Origin of the sequence: Brevundimonas alba (genome assembly GCF_011927945.1) — a bacterium.
Classification (GTDB): Bacteria; Pseudomonadota; Alphaproteobacteria; order Caulobacterales; family Caulobacteraceae; genus Brevundimonas; species Brevundimonas alba.
This window is the reverse complement of the sequence record NZ_JAATJM010000002.1, coordinates 243,864-261,240: the sequence shown is the minus strand read 5'-3', so window position 1 is coordinate 261,240 and position 17,377 is coordinate 243,864. Positions and strand designations below refer to the sequence as shown.

The 17,377-nt window shown below is 69.5% G+C and carries 21 protein-coding genes; 16 read left to right on the top strand and 5 right to left on the bottom strand.

Features of this window, described 5'->3' with window-relative positions; genetic code table 11:
* The first annotated feature begins 1 nt into the window (after position 1).
* The 14 genes from GGQ87_RS11710 to GGQ87_RS11645 are packed head-to-tail and all read left to right on the top strand — an operon-like array spanning position 2 to position 11,261.
* On the top strand, positions 2 to 301 hold the full coding sequence (locus GGQ87_RS11710) for a TrbC/VirB2 family protein (RefSeq protein WP_168047994.1): 300 nt from the start codon (positions 2 to 4) through the stop codon (positions 299 to 301).
* Positions 301 to 483 carry a hypothetical protein gene (locus tag GGQ87_RS11705; protein ID WP_168047992.1) on the top strand — a complete coding sequence of 61 codons (183 nt, stop codon included), beginning with the start codon at positions 301 to 303 and terminating at the stop codon, positions 481 to 483. The genes GGQ87_RS11710 and GGQ87_RS11705 overlap by 1 nt, the downstream gene beginning before the upstream one ends.
* Positions 476 to 811 (top strand): VirB3 family type IV secretion system protein, encoded by a 336-nt coding sequence (locus GGQ87_RS11700; RefSeq protein WP_168047990.1) that lies wholly within the window; start codon positions 476 to 478, stop codon positions 809 to 811. The genes GGQ87_RS11705 and GGQ87_RS11700 overlap by 8 nt, the downstream gene beginning before the upstream one ends.
* Positions 804 to 3,179, top strand: coding sequence for a VirB4 family type IV secretion/conjugal transfer ATPase (locus GGQ87_RS11695; protein ID WP_342448356.1), 2,376 nt, complete (start codon positions 804 to 806; stop codon positions 3,177 to 3,179). Before GGQ87_RS11700 ends, GGQ87_RS11695 begins: the two co-directional genes overlap by 8 nt.
* Positions 3,176 to 3,904 (top strand): TrbJ/VirB5 family protein, encoded by a 729-nt coding sequence (locus GGQ87_RS11690; protein ID WP_342448355.1) that lies wholly within the window; start codon positions 3,176 to 3,178, stop codon positions 3,902 to 3,904. Before GGQ87_RS11695 ends, GGQ87_RS11690 begins: the two co-directional genes overlap by 4 nt.
* Complete coding sequence (locus GGQ87_RS11685; RefSeq protein WP_168047986.1) at positions 3,901 to 4,116, top strand: hypothetical protein; 216 nt, start codon at positions 3,901 to 3,903, stop codon at positions 4,114 to 4,116. The genes GGQ87_RS11690 and GGQ87_RS11685 overlap by 4 nt, the downstream gene beginning before the upstream one ends.
* An 11-nt stretch (positions 4,117 to 4,127) precedes the next feature.
* Positions 4,128 to 5,048 (top strand): TrbL/VirB6 family protein, encoded by a 921-nt coding sequence (locus GGQ87_RS11680; RefSeq protein ID WP_168047984.1) that lies wholly within the window; start codon positions 4,128 to 4,130, stop codon positions 5,046 to 5,048.
* Between the two features lies 1 nt (position 5,049).
* A complete protein-coding gene (locus GGQ87_RS11675) occupies positions 5,050 to 5,244 on the top strand; it encodes a hypothetical protein (RefSeq protein ID WP_168047982.1) in 195 nt (64 codons plus the stop codon).
* Positions 5,241 to 5,924, top strand: coding sequence for a VirB8 family type IV secretion system protein (locus tag GGQ87_RS11670; RefSeq protein ID WP_168047980.1), 684 nt, complete (start codon positions 5,241 to 5,243; stop codon positions 5,922 to 5,924). The genes GGQ87_RS11675 and GGQ87_RS11670 overlap by 4 nt, the downstream gene beginning before the upstream one ends.
* Positions 5,921 to 6,748 carry a TrbG/VirB9 family P-type conjugative transfer protein gene (locus GGQ87_RS11665; protein ID WP_168047978.1) on the top strand — a complete coding sequence of 276 codons (828 nt, stop codon included), beginning with the start codon at positions 5,921 to 5,923 and terminating at the stop codon, positions 6,746 to 6,748. The genes GGQ87_RS11670 and GGQ87_RS11665 overlap by 4 nt, the downstream gene beginning before the upstream one ends.
* Positions 6,745 to 7,869 carry a type IV secretion system protein VirB10 gene (gene virB10, locus GGQ87_RS15275; RefSeq protein WP_209282549.1) on the top strand — a complete coding sequence of 375 codons (1,125 nt, stop codon included), beginning with the start codon at positions 6,745 to 6,747 and terminating at the stop codon, positions 7,867 to 7,869. The genes GGQ87_RS11665 and virB10 overlap by 4 nt, the downstream gene beginning before the upstream one ends.
* Positions 7,869 to 8,876, top strand: coding sequence for a P-type DNA transfer ATPase VirB11 (virB11, locus tag GGQ87_RS11655; protein ID WP_168047976.1), 1,008 nt, complete (start codon positions 7,869 to 7,871; stop codon positions 8,874 to 8,876). Before virB10 ends, virB11 begins: the two co-directional genes overlap by 1 nt.
* Positions 8,842 to 10,659 carry a type IV secretory system conjugative DNA transfer family protein gene (locus GGQ87_RS11650; RefSeq protein ID WP_168047974.1) on the top strand — a complete coding sequence of 606 codons (1,818 nt, stop codon included), beginning with the start codon at positions 8,842 to 8,844 and terminating at the stop codon, positions 10,657 to 10,659. The genes virB11 and GGQ87_RS11650 overlap by 35 nt, the downstream gene beginning before the upstream one ends.
* On the top strand, positions 10,656 to 11,261 hold the full coding sequence (locus GGQ87_RS11645; RefSeq protein WP_168047973.1) for an LPD7 domain-containing protein: 606 nt from the start codon (positions 10,656 to 10,658) through the stop codon (positions 11,259 to 11,261). The genes GGQ87_RS11650 and GGQ87_RS11645 overlap by 4 nt, the downstream gene beginning before the upstream one ends.
* 75 nt (positions 11,262 to 11,336) lie before the next feature.
* Here the strand turns inward: GGQ87_RS11645 and GGQ87_RS11640 are convergent, their stop codons facing one another.
* From GGQ87_RS11640 to GGQ87_RS11625, 4 genes are all read right to left on the bottom strand, one after another.
* The gene (locus GGQ87_RS11640) at positions 11,337 to 11,930 is read right to left on the bottom strand and encodes a DUF6088 family protein (RefSeq protein ID WP_168047972.1); all 594 of its coding nucleotides are present in this window, start codon (positions 11,928 to 11,930) and stop codon (positions 11,337 to 11,339) included.
* A gap of 79 nt (positions 11,931 to 12,009) precedes the next feature.
* Positions 12,010 to 13,005, bottom strand: coding sequence for a relaxase/mobilization nuclease domain-containing protein (locus GGQ87_RS11635; protein ID WP_342448354.1), 996 nt, complete (start codon positions 13,003 to 13,005; stop codon positions 12,010 to 12,012).
* A complete protein-coding gene (locus GGQ87_RS11630) occupies positions 13,002 to 13,523 on the bottom strand; it encodes a MobC family plasmid mobilization relaxosome protein (protein ID WP_168047971.1) in 522 nt (173 codons plus the stop codon). The genes GGQ87_RS11635 and GGQ87_RS11630 overlap by 4 nt, the downstream gene beginning before the upstream one ends.
* Before the next feature lie 159 nt (positions 13,524 to 13,682).
* Positions 13,683 to 14,912 carry a DUF3644 domain-containing protein gene (locus GGQ87_RS11625; protein WP_209282548.1) on the bottom strand — a complete coding sequence of 410 codons (1,230 nt, stop codon included), beginning with the start codon at positions 14,910 to 14,912 and terminating at the stop codon, positions 13,683 to 13,685.
* A gap of 205 nt (positions 14,913 to 15,117) precedes the next feature.
* Between GGQ87_RS11625 and GGQ87_RS11620 the strand changes: the two genes are divergently transcribed.
* Positions 15,118 to 15,609, top strand: coding sequence for a helix-turn-helix domain-containing protein (locus tag GGQ87_RS11620; RefSeq protein WP_168047970.1), 492 nt, complete (start codon positions 15,118 to 15,120; stop codon positions 15,607 to 15,609).
* 83 nt (positions 15,610 to 15,692) lie between these two features.
* A complete protein-coding gene (locus GGQ87_RS11615) occupies positions 15,693 to 16,376 on the top strand; it encodes an Abi family protein (protein ID WP_168047969.1) in 684 nt (227 codons plus the stop codon).
* Positions 16,377 to 16,438: 62 nt separating this feature from the next.
* Here the strand turns inward: GGQ87_RS11615 and GGQ87_RS11610 are convergent, their stop codons facing one another.
* The gene (locus tag GGQ87_RS11610; RefSeq protein WP_168047968.1) at positions 16,439 to 16,735 is read right to left on the bottom strand and encodes a DUF736 domain-containing protein; all 297 of its coding nucleotides are present in this window, start codon (positions 16,733 to 16,735) and stop codon (positions 16,439 to 16,441) included.
* Between the last annotated feature and the right edge of the window lie 642 nt (positions 16,736 to 17,377).

The window sequence follows — 17,377 nt, the reverse complement described above, 5'->3', positions numbered from 1 at the left end:
GATGACCGCACCCGCGACCGTTCGCAGGCTCGGCGCCGCCGGCGCCATCGCCTGCACCGCAAGCCTTCTCCTGGTTCAGCCGGCGTTCGCGTCGGCCAATGTCGAAGGCCTGCTCCAGAACGTCGTCGACATGCTCACCGGCAATACGGCCCGTCTGCTGGCCGTACTGGCGGTCGTGGTCGTCGGCATCCTGTGGATGTTCGGCCTGTTCGACCTGCGCCGGGCGGCGATCGTGGTGCTCGGCATCGTCGTGGTCTTCGGCGCGGCCGAGATCGTCAATCTGATCACGGGCGGAGCCTGATGACCGGCGCTGCGCCCTGGCTGTGGATCGGGTCGGCGTCGGCCTTTCTCGCCCTGTGTCTGATGCTCAGCCTCAAGCTGATCTCGCCCAAGCGGTTCGCCCAGATCCTCGCCGGGCTCGGTTCGGGCCTGGCCATCGGCCTGGCCCTGTCGCGCCTGTCGGCGGGAGGACCCCATGGCTGACGAACGTCTGACCGAGGATCCGCTGTTCCTGGCCTGCACGCGGCCGGCGATGATCCTCGGCGTGCCCATGGAAGCGATGGGTGTCAACGTCATCGGGTCGGGCGTCGTCTTCCTCGTCGGCGGCAGCCTGCTCTACCTCCTCGTTGCCCCGGCCCTGCACCTGGTGTTCCGGGCGATCTGCCGGGCCGACCACAACGCCTTCCGGCTGCTGTTCGTCTATGTCGACACCAAGGGCCGGTCGCGCAACGCGGCCCTCTGGGGCGGGAGCTCGGCGACGCCCCTTCCCCTCGTCCGCCGCTATCGTCTGGCGGAGCTGTCCCGTGGCTGAGGGCGGCGTTCCTCCGGCGCGACTGCGGCGCGAGGCCGACGCCCGGCCGCACCTGCCCTACGCCCGTCACGTCTCGGATCATGTGGTGGCGCTCGACAGCGGCGCCCTGATGATGGTGTTCCAGGTCGACGGCGCCAGCTTCGAGACCGCCGACGCCCGGGACCTCAACGACTGGCACGTCAAGCTCAACCAGGCCTGGCGCAATCTCGCCGACGATCGACTGGCGGTCTGGCACCATGTGGTGCGACGCCCGGTCGAGCTGGAGCGAGCCGCTGGCTTCCGCTCGGTCTTCGCCGGGGAACTCGGCGCCCTTTACGACGACCGTGTCGCGGGACGGCGGCTCTGGATCAACGAGCTGTTCGTCACCCTCGTCCTGCATCCGGGTCGGGACGCCGGCGACCGGGCCGCGGCGCTCGCCAGACGCCTGAGGGCGGCGCGCCGCAACGACGCCGAGGTCGAGTTCGCCCATATCCAGCGCATCGAGGAGGCCGGGCGCGACCTGGTCCAGTATCTCGGCCGCTATGCGCCGCACCGGCTCGGTCTCTACGAGCGTGCGGGCCTGTGGTTCTCCGAACCGATGGAGGTCATGCGGCTGGTCCTCACCGGGCGCCGCTCTTCGGTCCCGATCGTGTTCGGCCACCTTGGTTCGGCGGTCTACACCCTGCGCGCCATCTTCGGACGCGAGACCCTCGAACTGCGGGACGCCGCCGAGGCGCGCTACGCCGGCGTCCTGGCCATAAAGGAATATCCGGCCACGACCCGCCCCGGACTGTGGGACGAACTGCTGAGCGTCCGCTTCGGCTTCGTGATCAGCCAGTCCTTCGCCTTCCTGTCCAAGGCCTCGGCCCGCGCGGTGATGGAGCGCAAGCAGAATCAGATGGTCTCGGCGCGGGACCGCGCGGCCTCGCAAATCACCGGCCTGTCGGACGCGCTCGACGACCTTGTCAGCAACCGCTTCGTCATGGGCGAGCACCAGGCCTCGATCCTCGTCCACGGCGACACGCCAACCGCGCTAGCGGACCACCTGTCCAAGGCCCGCGCCATCCTCGCGGACTCCGGCCTCGTCGTGGCGCGCGAGGATCTCGGCCTGGAAGCGGCCTTCTGGTCCCAATTCCCCGGGGCCTTCGCCCGTCGCACCCGACCGGCCGCGATCACCTCGCGCAATTTCGCGGCCCTGGCGCCGTTTCACGCACATCCGGTGGGCAAGGCGCGCGGCAACCACTGGGGCGATGCCGTCGCGGTGCTGCGCACGACGGCGGGTTCGCCGTTCTACTTCAACTTCCATGTCGGCGATCTCGGCCACACCTTCATCTGCGGGCCTTCGGGGTCGGGCAAGACCGTGGTCCAGAACTTCATGCTGGCGCAGCTGGAGCGGTTCAACGCCCAGCAGCTCTTCATCGACAAGGACCGGGGCGCCGAGATCTTCGTCCGCGCCTGCGGCGGGACCTATCTCGCCCTTCGCAACGGCGAACCGACCGGCTTCGCCCCGTTCAAGGCCCTCGCCCCCAGTCCCGCCAACCGCGCCTTCCTCGTGCGCTTGGTCCGGACCCTGGTCGCCCGCCCGGACGAAACCCTGACCGTGCCCCAGGCCCGCGCCATCGATCAGGGCGTGGCCGCGCTGGAAGCCCTGCCGGTAGAGCGCCGGTCCATCGCCGCCCTGCGCAGCCTGCTCGGCCAGGGCGACGCCGGCGGCGTGGGCGCGCGGCTGGAGCGGTGGCAAAGGGGCGGTCCCCTCGGCTGGGTCCTCGACAATGACGAGGACGCCCTCAGCCTGGAGGCCCGCTTCGCCGGCTTCGACATCACCCAGGTGCTCGACCACGACGAGGTCCGCACGCCAGCGATGTTGTATCTGTTCCACCGCATCGCCGAACGGGTCGACGGTCGTCGTCTCGTCCTCGACATCGACGAATTCTGGAAGGTGCTGGGCGACCCGGCCTTTACGGAACTGGCCCGGGACGGGCTCAAGACCTGGCGCAAGCAGAACGCCCTGATGGTGTTCGGCACCCAGTCTCCGGCCGACGCCCTGCGCTCCCCGATCGCCCACGCCATCCTCGAACAGTGCGCGACCAAGATCTTCCTGCCCAACGCCCACGGCCAGGCGCGCGACTACATCGACGGCTTCGGCCTCACCCAGGAGGAGTTCCGACTGGTGCGCGAGGTCCTGACCCCGGAGTCGCACCGTTTCCTGGTCAAGCAAGGCCACGCCAGCGTGGTCGTGGAACTGGATCTGAGCGGCATGGACGACGCCCTGTCGGTCCTGTCCGGCCGCACCGAAACCACCGCCCTGCTCGACCGCCTCCGCGCCGAGGTCGGCGACGACTACGCGCTGTGGCGCGATCCCTTCCATGACCAGAGGAGGTTCCTGTGAGAGCCCGCATCCCCTTCGCCGCGGCGGCCGCCGCCCTCGTCCTCGCCGGCGCGCCGGCTGTCCAGGCGCAGCAGATCGTCCACGACCCCCGGGCCCTGGCCCAGATGGTCGAGGAGGCCCGCACCACCCTGGACCAGCTGAGGGCGCTGCAGACCCAGATCGAGCAGGGCCAGCAGCTCTTCGACAGCCTGAACGACCTGTCCGACGTCAACGCCCTGGCCGGCGAACTCGGCCTACCGCAGGTGCGCAATCCGCTTCCGGATACGCGCGCGCTGCGGGCGGCGGCCGACGGCGATCTGTCCGCGCTCGGCGACCTGGCCGACCGGGCCGACGCCATCCGCCGCGACACCCGGCTCTACACGCCGCCGGCGGGCGATCCGGGTTCGGCGGAGGCCTACTACCGCGACAGCCTCGAACGCACCGGCGCGCGGACCGCACGGGATCTCGCCATCGGCGAGGCCGTCGGCGGCGCGGCGGATCGCCGCCTGCAGGGTCTGGAGACGCTGCGCTCCGCCCTCGACACCGCGCCCAACGCCCGCGCCGTCATGGACCTTGGAGCCCGCCTCGCGGCCGAACAGGCGCTGATCCAGAACGAACAGGTCCGGCTGCAGGGTCTCGCCCTGACCCAGGCGGCCGAGGCTCGCCTCGAGGAGCAGCGCGCCCGGGAACGGGCCGAGGCCGCCCGGGCAGCCCGCATGGATGTCTACGAAAGAGCGTTCCAGTGAAACGGTCCGCGCTCCTCGTCGCGCTCGGCCTCGTCGGCTGCGGGGCGACCGACCGGACCGCTGAAGACTTCGCCGCCGATCCCGAAGCGGCCGAGGCGGTCGTGGGGGCCTGCGACGCCGTCCGGGCCGACGGCGAATGCGAGGCGGCGCGGCGCGGTCTGACCGACGCGCAGCGCGAGGCGCGGATGCGCGCCTATGAGCGGGCCTTCTGAGGAGCCCGACGATGAGCTTTCGCGTCTTCGAGCCCAGCTACGACTTCATCGACGGACGGCTCAACGTCTTCCTCGGCGACCGTCTGTCGTCGGTGATCGCCGAGGTCGAGGGACCGCTGCGTATCGCCCTGGTCCTCTATGTCGTGCTCTACGGCGTCGCCATCCTGAGGGGCGCGATCAGCGAACCGGTGATGGATTTCGCGGTCCGGTCGCTGAAGCTGGCCTTTCTGTATCTGCTGGCGACCACGGCCGCCTATTCGACCTTCGTCACCGAGCCGCTGTTCACCGGCCTGCCCAACGCCCTGACCCGGGCCGTCAGCGGCGCGGACACGCCGAGCGTCGGCGCGGCCTTCGACCAGTTCTTCGCCTATGCGGCCTGGCTGGGCGAGGACATCTCGCGCGAGGGCTCGGCCTTCAATCCCGGGCCCTGGGTGGTGTCGGCCGCCGTCTTCATCGTCGGCGCCCTGGCCGCCGCCCTCGGGTTCGGCGTCGTGCTGGTGGCCAAACTGGCTCTGGCGCTGCTCGTCACCCTCGGCCCCATCTTCATCGCCTGCGCCCTGTTCGACGCCACCCGCCGCTTCTTCTTCGGCTGGCTCAGCCAGGCGGTGAACTATCTCGTCCTGTTCGCCCTGATCATCGTCATCTTCCAGCTGGTCCTGTCGCTCGTGCGCGACCAGTGGGGCGCGATCCAGGGAGCCGACCCGATGATCGGCGGGCTGATCTTCATCGCCCTGTGCCTGCTCGGGGCGATCTTCTTTCTGCAGACCCCGGCCATCGCCGCCGGAATCGCGGGCGGCGCCAGCGCCGGCCTCGCCGACTTCGCCAACGCCGCGGCCCTGGGCGGGAGCGGCTCCGGCCGGTCTCAAGGTCCGCAAGAAGCCAGTCGCCAACCGCCCAGGGGCGGCGGCACCATCCGACCGAGAGGCGCCTGACATGACCTATCGCTCCTTCCTGTTCGCCGGCCTTATGCTGCTGGGCGCCTGCGCCCACCGGGGCGATCCGGCGTTGCCGACCTGCGACGGCTCGGCCCGGCGGCCCGCCAATCCCCACGGTTCGGTGCTCGCGCCGCAGACCGAACCCCCATCGGTCCCCGAGGCCGTAAGCTCGGATACGGGAGGCTGCGCATGAGCGGCGTCCCCTCCCCTGACCTGAAGCGCTACTTCACCGAGGCGCGACGCTGGGACCAGGACCGTCTGGCCTCAGCGCTCCGGTCCCGACGCCTGGCCTGGTCGGCCGCCGCCCTGGCCACGGGCCTGGCGGTGATCGCGACCGGCGCGGTGGCGATGCTGACCCCGCTGAAGTCCACCGAACCTTTCGTCATCCGGGTGGACCAGGCGACCGGCGCGGTCGACGTCATGCGCGGCCTCTCGGCCGAGGATGGGCCCGTCCGTTACGACGAGGCCGTCAGCAAATATTTCCTCGGCCAGTATGTGCGCCAGCGGGAGGGCTACCTCGATCCGGCCGCCGAGGACGCCTTCCGGCTGGTCTCCATCCTGTCGGCCCCGGCCGAGCAGCGGCGTTGGGCCGATCTGTTCCGCGGCTCCAATCCCGCAAGCCCGCAGAACCTCTACGGCCGCGACGGCGAGGCCATCATCTCGATCCGCGCCATCGGCTTCATCAACGACGGCGTCGCCAACGTCCGCTTCCACCGCACGGTCCGCCAGGCCCAGCAGACGGTGGAGAGCGACTGGATCGCCACCATCGCCTTCACCTACACCCGCGCGCCGATGTCCGAGCCGGACCGGCTGAGGAACCCCCTCGGCTTCCAGGTGACGTCCTACCGCGCCGATCCGGAGGTCATCCGATGAGACGCCCGCTTTCCCTCCTGCCCCTGGTCGCCGCCCTCGCCCTCGTGACCCCGGTCGCGGCGCAGGCCCCGCTCGATCCGCGGATTCGCGAGCTCACCTATGATCCGGCGGCCGTCTACCGGATCGCCGGGGCCTTCCGGACGGCGACCCAGATCGTCTTCTCGCCGGAGGAGACCATCCGCCATGCCGCCGTCGGAGACAGCGTCGCCTGGGAGGTGGCCGCCGAGGGTTCGGTGCTCTTCCTCAAGCCTCGGGAACGTCATCAGGCGACCAACCTCCTGGTCGTCACAGAGCGCGACGGCGCGGTCCGGCACTACGCCTTCGAGCTGCTCGCCCGCGAGGCCGGCGACCGGACGGCGATCGCCTATCAGGTCCGGTTCCGCTACCCGGCCGACGAACAGGCCCAGGCGGCCCGCGCATTGGCCGTCCAGGCCGAGGCCATCGAGCAGCGCCTCATCGGATTGGAGCTGGAGCGCGGCGTCGTCGAGGGGACCCGCAATCTGGCCTGGTCCGCCCAGGGCGACGCCGCCTTGCAGCCGAGCGAGGTCAGCGACAACGGCCGCTTCACCGTGCTGCGTTTCCCTGGCGTCCAGGCCCTGCCGGCCGTGTTCGAGGTCGGCGAGGATGGGTCGGAGCGCCTGATCCCCTACGATGTCCGCGGCGAGTTCGTGGTGATCCATGGCGTGACGCGGGGTCTGCGGCTGAGGCGGGGTCCGTCGGTCCTGTGTCTGTTCAACGAGGCCTATGACGCCCGCGGAGTCGGCCTAGGCACCGGGACGGCTTCGCCGGTCGTCGATCGCGCGCCTCTCGGAAGCCGGTCATGAGCGCGCCCGATCCCACGCCGCCGGCCGACGCGCCTCGCCCGCCCTCCGCTCCGGCCGATCGCGGCGTCTCGCCGATCGCCGGACGGCTCGGCGGTCGTCAGGGCAAGGTCATCACCCTGGCCGCCCTGGCCGTCGGATGCGGCGTCTTCCTGATCGCCAGTTGGGATCGCGGCGACGCCGGCGGCGCCGAACCGGCCGGTCGCGATGAGCCCGCCCGGCAGACGGCACCGTTCGAGCCCGCCCGGCGCGAGGCGCCGCCCTTGCTGAGCGACGCCGCGGTCGATCCCGACGCGCCGACCCTGACCGGCGAAGAGGCCATTCCCCCTCTGGAAACCGCGCCCCGGGATGGCGCGACACCCCGATCCGGCCCCAGTCCGGCGGAACAGCGGCGCGCCCTGGCCGAAAGCGCCCGGCGCGCGCCTGTCCTCGCCTATAGCCGGGCGGGCGGCGGCCAGCCGGGCGCACCGCCGGCCCTGACGACGCCGACGCCTCCAGGCGAACCGACGTCGCTCGACCAGCTGCGTCAGCTCACGCCCGTGGGCCAGACGCGCGCCGGCCACCTGCCCGACCGCAACCTTCTGGTCACGGCGGGGACCAGCGTGCCCTGCGTCCTGCAGACGGCCCTGGACAGCACCACGCCGGGCTATGTGACCTGCGTCCTGCCGCGCGACGTCTGGTCCGACAACGGAGCCGTGGTCCTGATGGAACGCGGCACCCGGGTTCTGGGCGAGTATCGCGGCGGGCTTCAGCAGGGCCGGCGCCGGCTGTTCGTCCTCTGGACACGGGCGGTGACGCCAACCGGGGTCGCCGTCGCCCTGGCCTCCCCGGCCGCCGACGCCCTGGGCCGATCGGGGTTCGACGGCGTGGTCGACACCCATTTCTGGGACCGGTTCGGCGGCGCCCTGCTGCTCTCCATCGTCGACGACGGCGTCTATGCCGCCGCCGGCCGGAACGACGGCGCGTCCTCAATGGCCCGCGTCCCATCCGATGCGGCGAGCGTCGCCCTCCAGGGTTCGGTCGAGATCCCGCCGACGCTGCGCCAAGTCCAGGGCGCCGAGGTGTCGATCTTCGTGGCCCAGGACCTCGATTTCGCCGGGGTCTATCAGTTGCGGCCCCGGTGATGGATGACACTTCGGTCCTGGATCACTACCTCGCGCCGCTCCGCCCCTTTCTGGAGCCGGCGGCGGTGACCGAGGTCGTCATCAACCGGCCCGGCGAGGTCGGGGTCGAGGCGGACGGAGCCTGGCGCTGGACCGAGGCACCCGAACTGACCGAGGCTTGGCTGCGCACCCTGGCGGTGGCGGCCGCGGCCTACACCCGTCAGGACGTGGGCCCCGAACAGCCGATCTGTTCGACCACCCTGCCCGGCGACGTGCGCTGCCAGATCGTCCTGCCGCCAGTGGCGGCGGACGGCGGCCTCTCCCTGACCCTGAGAAAGCCGTCGCGGCGCCGGCTCGGCCTGACGGAGTTCGCGGCGGCCGGGCTGTTCGACGAGGTCGCCGACGCCCAGGCGGTCGCCACGGACCTCGTCGACGCGGAACTGATCCGTCTGCGGCAGGCCGGCGACTGGCCGGCCTTCCTCACGCTGGCGGTCACCGCCCGGCGCAACATCCTGATCTCCGGTGCGACCGGCTCGGGCAAGACGACCCTGGCCAAGGGACTGATCGAACTCATACCGGACCATGAGCGCCTGCTGACCATCGAGGACACCCGCGAGTTCGTGGTGCCGCACCGCAACGTCGTCCATCTGGTCTATTCCAAGGACGGACAGGGGCTGGCCAGGATCGGGCCGAAAGAGCTTCTGGAAAGCGCCCTGCGCATGCGACCGGACCGCATCCTGCTGCAGGAGCTCCGGGACGGCACGGCCTTCTTCTATCTGCGCAACGTCAACTCGGGCCATCCGGGCTCGATCACCACGGTGCATGCGGATTCCGCCGCCCTCGCCTTCGAGCAACTTACCCTGCTGGTGCGGGAGTCCGAAGGCGGGCGCGACCTGCCCCGCGAGGACATCCGCGCCCTGCTGCATCTGCTCGTCGACGTCGTCGTCCAGATGAAGAAGGTCGACGGGCGCTTCCGCGTGACGGAGGTCTGGCATGACCCGGTTCGCAAGCGCCAGCCCGGGGGCTAGGGCGGCGGCGGTCGCCCTGGGCGGCCTGGCCGCCCTAAGCCTTCTGGCCGTCCTCGCCCTCCTCATCGCCCTGGTCGGTCTGGGCCAGTTCTCCGACGCCATCGACCCGGCCCGGGTCCCGGCCTGGCTCTGGTACTATCGCCACGATCCCGAGGTGCGCCGCTGGCTGACCGTCGGCGTCTCGGTTTCGGCCCTGGTCGGCGTGGTTCTCGTCGCGGCCGTCCTGCTCACGCGGCGCCGGCCCCTGCACGGCGCCGCGCGCTGGGCCTCGGGGTCGGAACAACGGCGCGCGGGGCTGCGGGCGCACCGCGGCATCGTCCTGGGGCGTGCCGACGGCGGCTTCCTCATCGCCGACGGTCCCGAACACGTCATGCTCTACGCCCCCACCCGCACCGGCAAGGGCGTCGGCGTGGTCATCCCCAATCTGCTGGCCTGGCCGGACTCCGTGGTCGTGCTGGACATCAAGCGCGAGAATTTCCTCGCCACGGCGGGCTATCGCGCCGAGGCCGGCCAGACGGTTCATCTGTTCGACCCCCTGGCGCGGGACGGCCGCACGGCGCGCTTCAACCCGCTGGGCCATGTCGATCGCGCGGATCCGATCGCGGTGCTGGACGAGCTGCAGCGCATGGCAGTGATGCTGTTCCCGGTCCACGAACGCGCCGATCCCTTTTGGGCCGAGGCGTCGCGAACCGGCTTTATCGGCGTCGGCGGCTATGTCGCGGCCACCGCCGAACGCCCCTTCACCCTCGGCGAGATCTTCCGCCAGCTCACCGCCGGCGACGCCCGCGCGCGGCTGCCGCGGATCGTCGCGGCCCGGGAACAGGAGGGTCGCCCCCTGCCCGGACCGGTCGTGGCCGCGCTCACAGACTTCACCAGCTCCAGCGAAAACACCTTCGCCTCGGTGCGCCAGTCGATCACCACCCGGATGGGGCTGTGGCTCAACCCACGGGTCGATGCCGCCACCGCCGCGTCCGATTTCGACCTGCGCGACCTGCGCGGCGGCCGCCTCTCCCTCTATCTGGGCGCCACGCCGGACAACATGCTGCGGATCCAGCCACTCTACGCCCTGCTCTTCCAGCAGTTGGTCGATCTGAACAGCCGCGCCCTGCCCGGTCCCGCCGACCGTCCCGCCCTGATCGTCCTCGACGAGTTCGCCCGTCTCGGGCCGGCGCCGGTCCTGGCCCACGCCTTCGCCTGGGTCGCCGGCTACGGCCTGCGATTGCTGGCGGTGCTTCAAAGCCCCGCGCAGCTGAGGGCGATCTATGGTCCGGACGTCGCCGAGGAGGTCATGACCAACTGCGGGGTCGAGATCGTCTTTGCGCCCAAGGAGCTCAAGATCGCCCAGGAGCTCAGCGATCGGCTCGGCGCCTATACGACGGACGGCCGCAGCCGCAGCCGGCCGACGGGGCTCAGCCCGGGTCGGCGCAGCACGACGGTGTCCGATCAGCGCCGCGCGCTGATGCTGCCCCAGGAGCTGATGCAGCTCCCGCAGCCAGCCCTGATCGTTCTCAAGGCCGGCCTGCCCCCGGTCCGGGGCCGGAAGATCGCCTATTTCCGGGAGCGCGCCTTCCAGCGCCGACTGCGGCCCGCGCCTGACTTGGCTCCGGTCGCCGCGCCGACTTCGCCCCCCGTTGTGGAGGAGGATCCCATGGATTTCGACGTCATCGCTCGCGCCTTCGCCGCCGAAGGTCTGCCGCCGCCTAAGGTAGGGGCGGATGAAGACGCCGTCGGCGCCTGGCTGGACCGGGTCGTCGATACGGCCGTGCTGGAGCGTGAGCCGTGAAGACGCCGGACACCGCCCCGCCGTCCAACCGCCTCGGTCCCGCGCCAGGCCCGACCGGGTCGCGCCCCTCCACCGCCAAGGGCGACGTGCCCGAGGCGGTGCTGGACCGCTATCTGGTCGAGCGCGACCTGCGGGGCCGGCCGGAACGCTTCTTCCGCGATCATCGCGCGGCCGAGCCGATGTTCCGTGATCGCGGCCGCTCGCTCGTCTCCAACCAGGCTTACCCCGACGCCGTCATCGACATGCTCAAGATCGCCCGCCATCGCGGCTGGGACCAGGTTCGGGTGTCGGGCGATCCGGCCTTCCGTCGCGAGGTCTGGATTCAGGCCCAGGCCTTGGGGATGGAGGTGCAGGGCCATCGACCGCGCGAGCGCGACCGGCAGGCCGCCGGCCTCGATCGTCCATCGCCCCGGCGAGACGCCGAACCCTCGAAGGGGCAGGATGCGCTCGCCGAGCGTTTGGCGCGGGCGGCCATCGTGGTGGCGCGCCTCGTCCCCGACCCCACGATCCAGACGCGCCTGCTCGAGGCCGCCTGGGCGCGCGCGGGCCGCCCCCGCCCGACGGAGCGCGAGCCAGTGCACGGACGCGACCGGCAGCGCTAGCGTTAGGCTGGGGTGGTTCTTCAGAAGCGACTTTCCGCCTCGATCCGGTCCCCGGTGGAGAGCTGCAGGAAGACGTCAGAGATGCGCCGCCTGACTGACCGAGCGCGCCAGCCAGGTCGGCAGACGCGGCCCGACGGACACGAGTTCGCCGAACGCCGAGGGTCCCAGCTTTCGCTTCAAGGTTTCGAGCGCCATTCCGGCCTTGTCCGGCCCGAGCCAGGCCAGGGCGCGAACCGCCTCGCCGGCCGGACGATCAGCGAGGAGCAGCTGCCATGCGGGCGCGTGCTGGAATTCCACCGTCTGCTTGCCGACGCTGAAGGTGCGGCTTCTCCCATTGGTCAGATAGACCATGCGGATCGGCACCTGGGTGGTCAGACCCAGGGCGTTGGCCGCCGCAGCGCCGTTGGAAGCGACGACCTCGCCGCGCTGCTCGCTCACGGCGCGCACCACCTTCTCGACGGATGGGGGTCGAAGACCGAAACGGCCTTCCAGCGGGCGCACGTAGACGCCGCGACCGGCGCGCATCAGCCGGCCCCGGCGAACCAGCCGCGACAGGGCTTGGTCTACCGCCGCGCGCGTGCCCAGGTGCAGCAGCGACTTGGCGGCGATTGGCGCGCCTTCCGGCAGCGTCGAGGCACGCTCCATGATCTGATCGGCGAGTACTTGCATGACAACCTCCGTGTCAGAAATAGAGGACAATTTCTGACACTTCGCAAACGCGACGTCGACGGCTCCGATGAAGGCCGACCTAACGCTCACGGGTCCGACCGGGGTCGCGCTGTGTCTCACCCCTCTGTCGCAGCGCCTGATCCCGCGTGATCGCCGCCGGCCGTTCCCGCACGAACCGCTCCACCAGAGCGGCAAGGGCGCGATCCCCGGGCCGCTCCGATCGCGACAGACGCAGGGCCTCGGCCACCAGGACGCGCCGGATGCCCACTTCACGCGTCCGGATCGCCTCCAGCCACGGCGCTTCGCCTCCGTCCGTGGTTAGCGCCGCCCGATAGGCGACGGCGAGCACCGCAGGCAAAGGCCCCTGCCCCGCGGCGAACCGCTCCCGCATCTTGCGCACCGGGAGGCGTTCGGCCTTGCGGGCGACGCACCGCGTCCGGCGCGGCGTCGCCTCGGCCTCGATGGCCCGGTCGCGAAGAGCGCGCGCGAACCCTTCCCGCCAGGCCTGCAGGTCCGCCTTGCGCGGATTCAGCCGCTCGCCGTCCTGCCCGAGCCTTCGCACCGTCAGATGAACATGCGGGTGCCGCCCTTCGTCATGCAGGGCGAAGACATAGCGAAAGCGTTCGCCGAACGTCTCCGCCGCGAACGCCCGCGCCGCGTCCTGCAGGCGGACGGCGTCGGTCCCGGCCGGCATGCTCAGCACGATTGACAGGCTGATCGAGGCGTCCCGTCTGCGCCCCGGCTCGAGCGCGAACTCCTCGGCCCAGTCGCGCGCCAGATCCCGTACCTGTCCACGGCCTTCCAGCCGCTCCCCGTCAGGACCTTCCAGCGCCAGGGCGCCGTTGCGGCTGACGTAGTTCAGGTGCGCTTTCAGATGGGCGCCGTCCCGGGTCCGGCCGGTGATCTTCACCATCACCTCGGGCGCTCGCCGCGCCACTCGCGCGAACCGGGCGGACGGATCGCCGCCGCCCCCACGAGCCGGCCGCAGCACCGCGGGCGTGATCCGGGCGCGACGGATATCGACGGGCGGACGCAGCACCTCCTCGAACCCGCGCGATGACCGGAAGTCCGTCACGACGCCGGTGCCCAGTAGGCGAGATTGCCCTCGAAGGCCTCGCCGAGCGCGTCGACCCATGCCGAAATCTCTGCCTGGAAAGCGCCGAGTTGAGCCAGTTCCAGATCCAGCACGACGCCGTCCATCACGGCGGTGTTCAGGGCGCGGGCGATCTGGTTGATGTTCACGCCGATGCGCCCGAGCTCGCGGCGCACCTCGATCAGCGCCAGAGCTTCGGGCCGGCTGAACTGCGGCCGATCATGCAGACGGCGACGGATGAGGGCGACGCTCCACTGGGTTCGCGACAGGCCCACCGCGGTCGCCTCGACCTCCAGGAGACGCAGGTCGGTCTCGCCCAGACGCAGGGTCAGCTTGCCCGACCTGACCGTGGGCGGCCCTTCCTCCCGCGTCGGCAGGGACGCTTGGGCGGCGCTTTCCATGAGCCGTCGAAGGAGCCGCGAGCGTCCGCCTTGACCGGCGGCGGCGGCGTCGAACCGGCGGGTCAGGTCGGGCGGGAGGCGAAGGGTGATGCGGTCCATCGGAGAGCGGGTCTGTCAGACATTGCCGGCGCAAAGCCTATCCTGCCCTAGACCGTCACCACCCTCGCCCCGTAGGCCTCCGGTGCTGCCCGCCCTCCCCTCGGCGACCGAAGCCGGCCGCTCGCCCACCGCCCTGAAGGGCGCCCCAGCCGGCGGTCGTCACCGGAAGCGATCAGCCTGTTCCTGGCAGTGGACCCGGACCCGCTCCACCCACGAGTCGAACCAGACCCAGGTGTTCCGATAGTCGCCAGGCTGGCCAAACCCTCTGGCCACGTTCTTCGCGTCGAGCTGTTGCCAGAGCTCAGTGTGCCGCGCCCGATTGAAACGAGGATAGCCCTCGGCTTGCATGAGCTCCCAAACCTCGGATGGCGTGTAGCGCCGCCTGTTGACCTCTTTGAGCAGAACTCGGTTGATCGCCTCTCCTTCGGCGGAGTCGGCCTTCACGAACTCGACGGCCAGATCCGCGTTCGACGCTCGCCCGCCGACCTTGGGCACGAAAGCGACCCGGTACGCGAAGGCGGGGTCGGCTTGCTGAGCATCGTCCAGGCCTAAGTGGAAGGCATCCATCATCGTGGCGATGTGCGGCGGAAGAGCCGATGCCCGCTTCAAGGCCGTGCGCTGCTCGGAGCTGAAGGTGACGAATTGGAGCGCGATCGGAAGGCGGCGTTCCAGCCCGTATTGCGGGCCGAACCAGTCCTTGATGGCATCATTGAAGTTCAGGCAGCAGGCCTGAAGTTTGGCGCTGACCTGATCGTCGATCCTGCTGGTGGAGCGATGCTCGATCTCGTGGCGGAGTTCCAGCAGAAATTCCAGATTGAGGACCGCGCCCTGCGGCACGGGACGACGAGCATGCCGCAGACAATAGCCCAACTCCCAATAACAATCCTCGCCCTGTCTGGTTTTGCGAATGGAGCCGTCAGCCTCGCGATAGCGATAGTCGATCCCCTCTCGCCGAAACCAGGCGTGCAGCAGGTAGGTCCACGCGATCACCGTGGTGACGATGAACAACTCCGTCCGAAAGGTCAGGCCAGCCCCGTTGAACAGGTGGACGGCGGCGATCATCGCCTCGCGCGCCTTGATCAGAAGTTCGTCGCCCCGCAGGCTCAGACCGGTTTCCGGATCGATCTCGGGCCAGGCGGAAAGAAACTCATCGAGTTCGTCAGCCGAGGCGGACCTTACAGTTCGGTGTTTCGTCGCCGTCCTGATTTCCGCGATGGCGCGATGGTTCACTGATCGCGTCGGTCGCGTAAAATGGGCCAGGACCTCTTGGTCATTGTAGCCTCCGCGCGCTAGCATCGCCTTGATAAGAGCGATCTCCCAGCGTTCCAGGGACTGTCCGCGCGGCGCTCTGGCCATGTCGCCTCCATAGCACGCGGTCAGGTGGGTCATTTTAAAACCCCACCGGTCTGGCAGGGCCGAACCCCACCTGGCCCCCGAGACCGCCACATAAGCAGCGTAACGGGAATCAGCGCAAAGGCGAACGAGCGTAATCACGTATAGTCAGGTCGGTCGTTTCCATGACCCACCCCCGCAGGCTGGACGCCTTGTTCCACGCAGTTCCGAGCCCTAGCTTTCAGGTCGAAGGAGTTTCCCTATGACCGAAACCGCTGATCCAAAGGTGGTCGCCTTTCCTGCGACCAAGACGCCGACCAAGACCGCCTCGTCGCACGAGCGGATCTGGGGCAAGCCCGTGCTTGCCCACGGGTATGCCGGCATCCCCTCCATCCTCATCCAGGCGCAGAGTCGGCTGGGGGTCACCGCTATGCAGTTCAACATCCTCGTTCAGTTGCTGGACTACTATCGCGATCCGGGCCGTGCGCCGTTTCCGTCGAAGGTCGATCTGGCGACCCGCATCGGCGTCAAGCCCAAGACGATTCAAACGAACATGCGTCAACTCGAGATCGCTGGCCTCGTGCGGCGTGAATTGCGTAAGACCGCGTCCGGCGACTGGAACTCCAACGTCTATCACCTGGACGGGCTGATCGAACGGGTGCGCAAGCTGGAGCCGGAGTTCACGGAAGCCCGGAAGGAACGGGAAGCCGCCAAGCGTCGCATCTCGACCCCTGTGGGTCGGCGACGGTCGTAGAATTAGGGGCTGAAATTGATTTACCCCGGGGGCATGCTTTTCAGCAGAGGCGATCCCGGGGTGTACGCCGGTAGAGATAATCCATGACCCACCCTGTTGCAAGAGCGCTCGCCGACGCCGACGCGGTGGAGGCGGCGCTCTCACTCGAACGCTTCGCACGCTATGTCGCCTGGGCCGACGGCGATCGCCAGAAAGCGGTCGACCTCTATACCCTGAACACCCAGGTCTCCGAGGCTCTCTATGTCTCGCTACAGGCGTTGGAAGTCGCCCTGCGCAACCGCATTCACACCGTCCTGTCCGACGCCCATGGGCCTGGCTGGTTCCATCCGGAGGCTGGTCTGCTTACCGATCGGCAGAACCAGCAGGTGGCTGCGGCCGTCGCCGAGCTCATCGCGGAACGAAAGCCTATCGAGGACGGGCGGATCGTCGCCGCCCTGACGTTCAGCTTCTGGACGTCGATGTTCGGCCGCGAACACGATGATCTCTGGAAGCGGACCTTGCACCGCATTGGAACCCGCGACGGACGGTTTCTGGCTCGCAAGGATTTCACGACCCGCCTGACGAAGGTGCGGCTTCTAAGGAACCGGATCGCTCACCATGAGCCGATCCTCTACTGGAACCTGCCCGAACATCACCAGGCCATTCGAGACATGACGCTATGGCTCTCACCAGCGATGGACGACTGGCGCTCAGGTCTCGACCGGTTCGCCGCGGTGCATCCGCCGGAACGACTGATCCTGGCCCGCCCCGACAAGGGGGAAGCTTGAACGATGTCTCCGTTTGAACGACCAGCCGGGTGTGGCGGCGCCGGGGGCGCCGCCACGACTGCCTAGCGGGACCAGATCAAACTGTGTCCGCCCTCCATCTCGACCAGCGAGGCGTAGATCGGCGCGGGGAAGCTGGGATCGTCGAGCTTGACCGACAGGTAGTCGCGGTTCTGCTGGCTCGTCTTCTTCCAGGCGGCGCCGAACTCGGTCTGGCCGGAGAAGATGCGGAAGTCCGGGGCCTTGTCGTCCGTCTTCTCGTTGGCCCGCAGTTGGGCCGTCTTGACGTTGAGGGTCAGGGTCTTGATCGAACCGCTGTAGCTGCCGTCCGCTTGCTGGGTGAAGGTGCCGATGGTGGCCATGGAAGTCTCTCCTTGCTGATTTCGGGCCACGCCTGCCGCGGCCTCGATGGCGATCGGTGGACCGGAGACCGGGCGGCCCGCAGGGCGAGCGCAGCGAGACCCCGCAGCACAGCGAAGGACCGTAAGAGCGACTTTCTTGTCTCGCGAGGAAGGCCGTCAGGCCGGGGAAGAAAGTCGAGCGAGCGGTTGCGGAAGCCGGACGGACTTCGGTCAGATCAGGCCATTGAGAGGCCGCGCAAGGCTGGCCTGCTGCACAGGAGACAGGTGGTCACCCACGCCTGAACCACGCGGGCCAGTCACGCCGGTCGTAGGGATCATGCCGCCAATGTCGACGCAGCTTTTCGGCCACGAAGGGTTCGCCAAGGCCCCACCGCTCCAACGTCTTCTGCAACTGCCCCCGTTCGATCAGTTCAAGCCTGGACGCCGGCCGCCGGCACGCCGCACACCGGAAGCGCCCAGCGAACCACAACTCGCCCACGGCGACAGCCCGCAGGATCACGGGCAAGGCAGTCCCCTCTATCGACTCGGTCCTGCCGCAAGGCTCGCAGGCGATGCGCAACAGCAGCCCATGCCGGCGTGCAGACTGCATCGTAATGAGGCGCGGCGGAGCCGGCGGCCCAAACGGCCTGTGCATCTAAAACC

Bases quoted from the DNA above. Each gene is read 5' to 3' on its own strand.
- GGQ87_RS11710 (WP_168047994.1), top strand. From the start codon at position 2: ATGACCGCACCCGCGACCGTTCGCAGGCTCGGCGCCGCCGGCGCCATC.
- GGQ87_RS11705 (WP_168047992.1), top strand. From the start codon at position 301: ATGACCGGCGCTGCGCCCTGGCTGTGGATCGGGTCGGCGTCGGCCTTT.
- GGQ87_RS11700 (WP_168047990.1), top strand. From the start codon at position 476: ATGGCTGACGAACGTCTGACCGAGGATCCGCTGTTCCTGGCCTGCACG.
- GGQ87_RS11680 (WP_168047984.1), top strand. From the start codon at position 4,128: ATGAGCTTTCGCGTCTTCGAGCCCAGCTACGACTTCATCGACGGACGG.
- GGQ87_RS11675 (WP_168047982.1), top strand. From the start codon at position 5,050: ATGACCTATCGCTCCTTCCTGTTCGCCGGCCTTATGCTGCTGGGCGCC.
- GGQ87_RS11670 (WP_168047980.1), top strand. From the start codon at position 5,241: ATGAGCGGCGTCCCCTCCCCTGACCTGAAGCGCTACTTCACCGAGGCG.
- GGQ87_RS11665 (WP_168047978.1), top strand. From the start codon at position 5,921: ATGAGACGCCCGCTTTCCCTCCTGCCCCTGGTCGCCGCCCTCGCCCTC.
- virB10 (WP_209282549.1), top strand. From the start codon at position 6,745: ATGAGCGCGCCCGATCCCACGCCGCCGGCCGACGCGCCTCGCCCGCCC.
- virB11 (WP_168047976.1), top strand. From the start codon at position 7,869: ATGGATGACACTTCGGTCCTGGATCACTACCTCGCGCCGCTCCGCCCC.
- GGQ87_RS11650 (WP_168047974.1), top strand. From the start codon at position 8,842: ATGACCCGGTTCGCAAGCGCCAGCCCGGGGGCTAGGGCGGCGGCGGTC.
- GGQ87_RS11640 (WP_168047972.1), bottom strand. From the start codon at position 11,930: ATGCAAGTACTCGCCGATCAGATCATGGAGCGTGCCTCGACGCTGCCG.
- GGQ87_RS11630 (WP_168047971.1), bottom strand. From the start codon at position 13,523: ATGGACCGCATCACCCTTCGCCTCCCGCCCGACCTGACCCGCCGGTTC.
- GGQ87_RS11625 (WP_209282548.1), bottom strand. From the start codon at position 14,912: ATGACCCACCTGACCGCGTGCTATGGAGGCGACATGGCCAGAGCGCCG.
- GGQ87_RS11620 (WP_168047970.1), top strand. From the start codon at position 15,118: ATGACCGAAACCGCTGATCCAAAGGTGGTCGCCTTTCCTGCGACCAAG.
- GGQ87_RS11615 (WP_168047969.1), top strand. From the start codon at position 15,693: ATGACCCACCCTGTTGCAAGAGCGCTCGCCGACGCCGACGCGGTGGAG.
- GGQ87_RS11610 (WP_168047968.1), bottom strand. From the start codon at position 16,735: ATGGCCACCATCGGCACCTTCACCCAGCAAGCGGACGGCAGCTACAGC.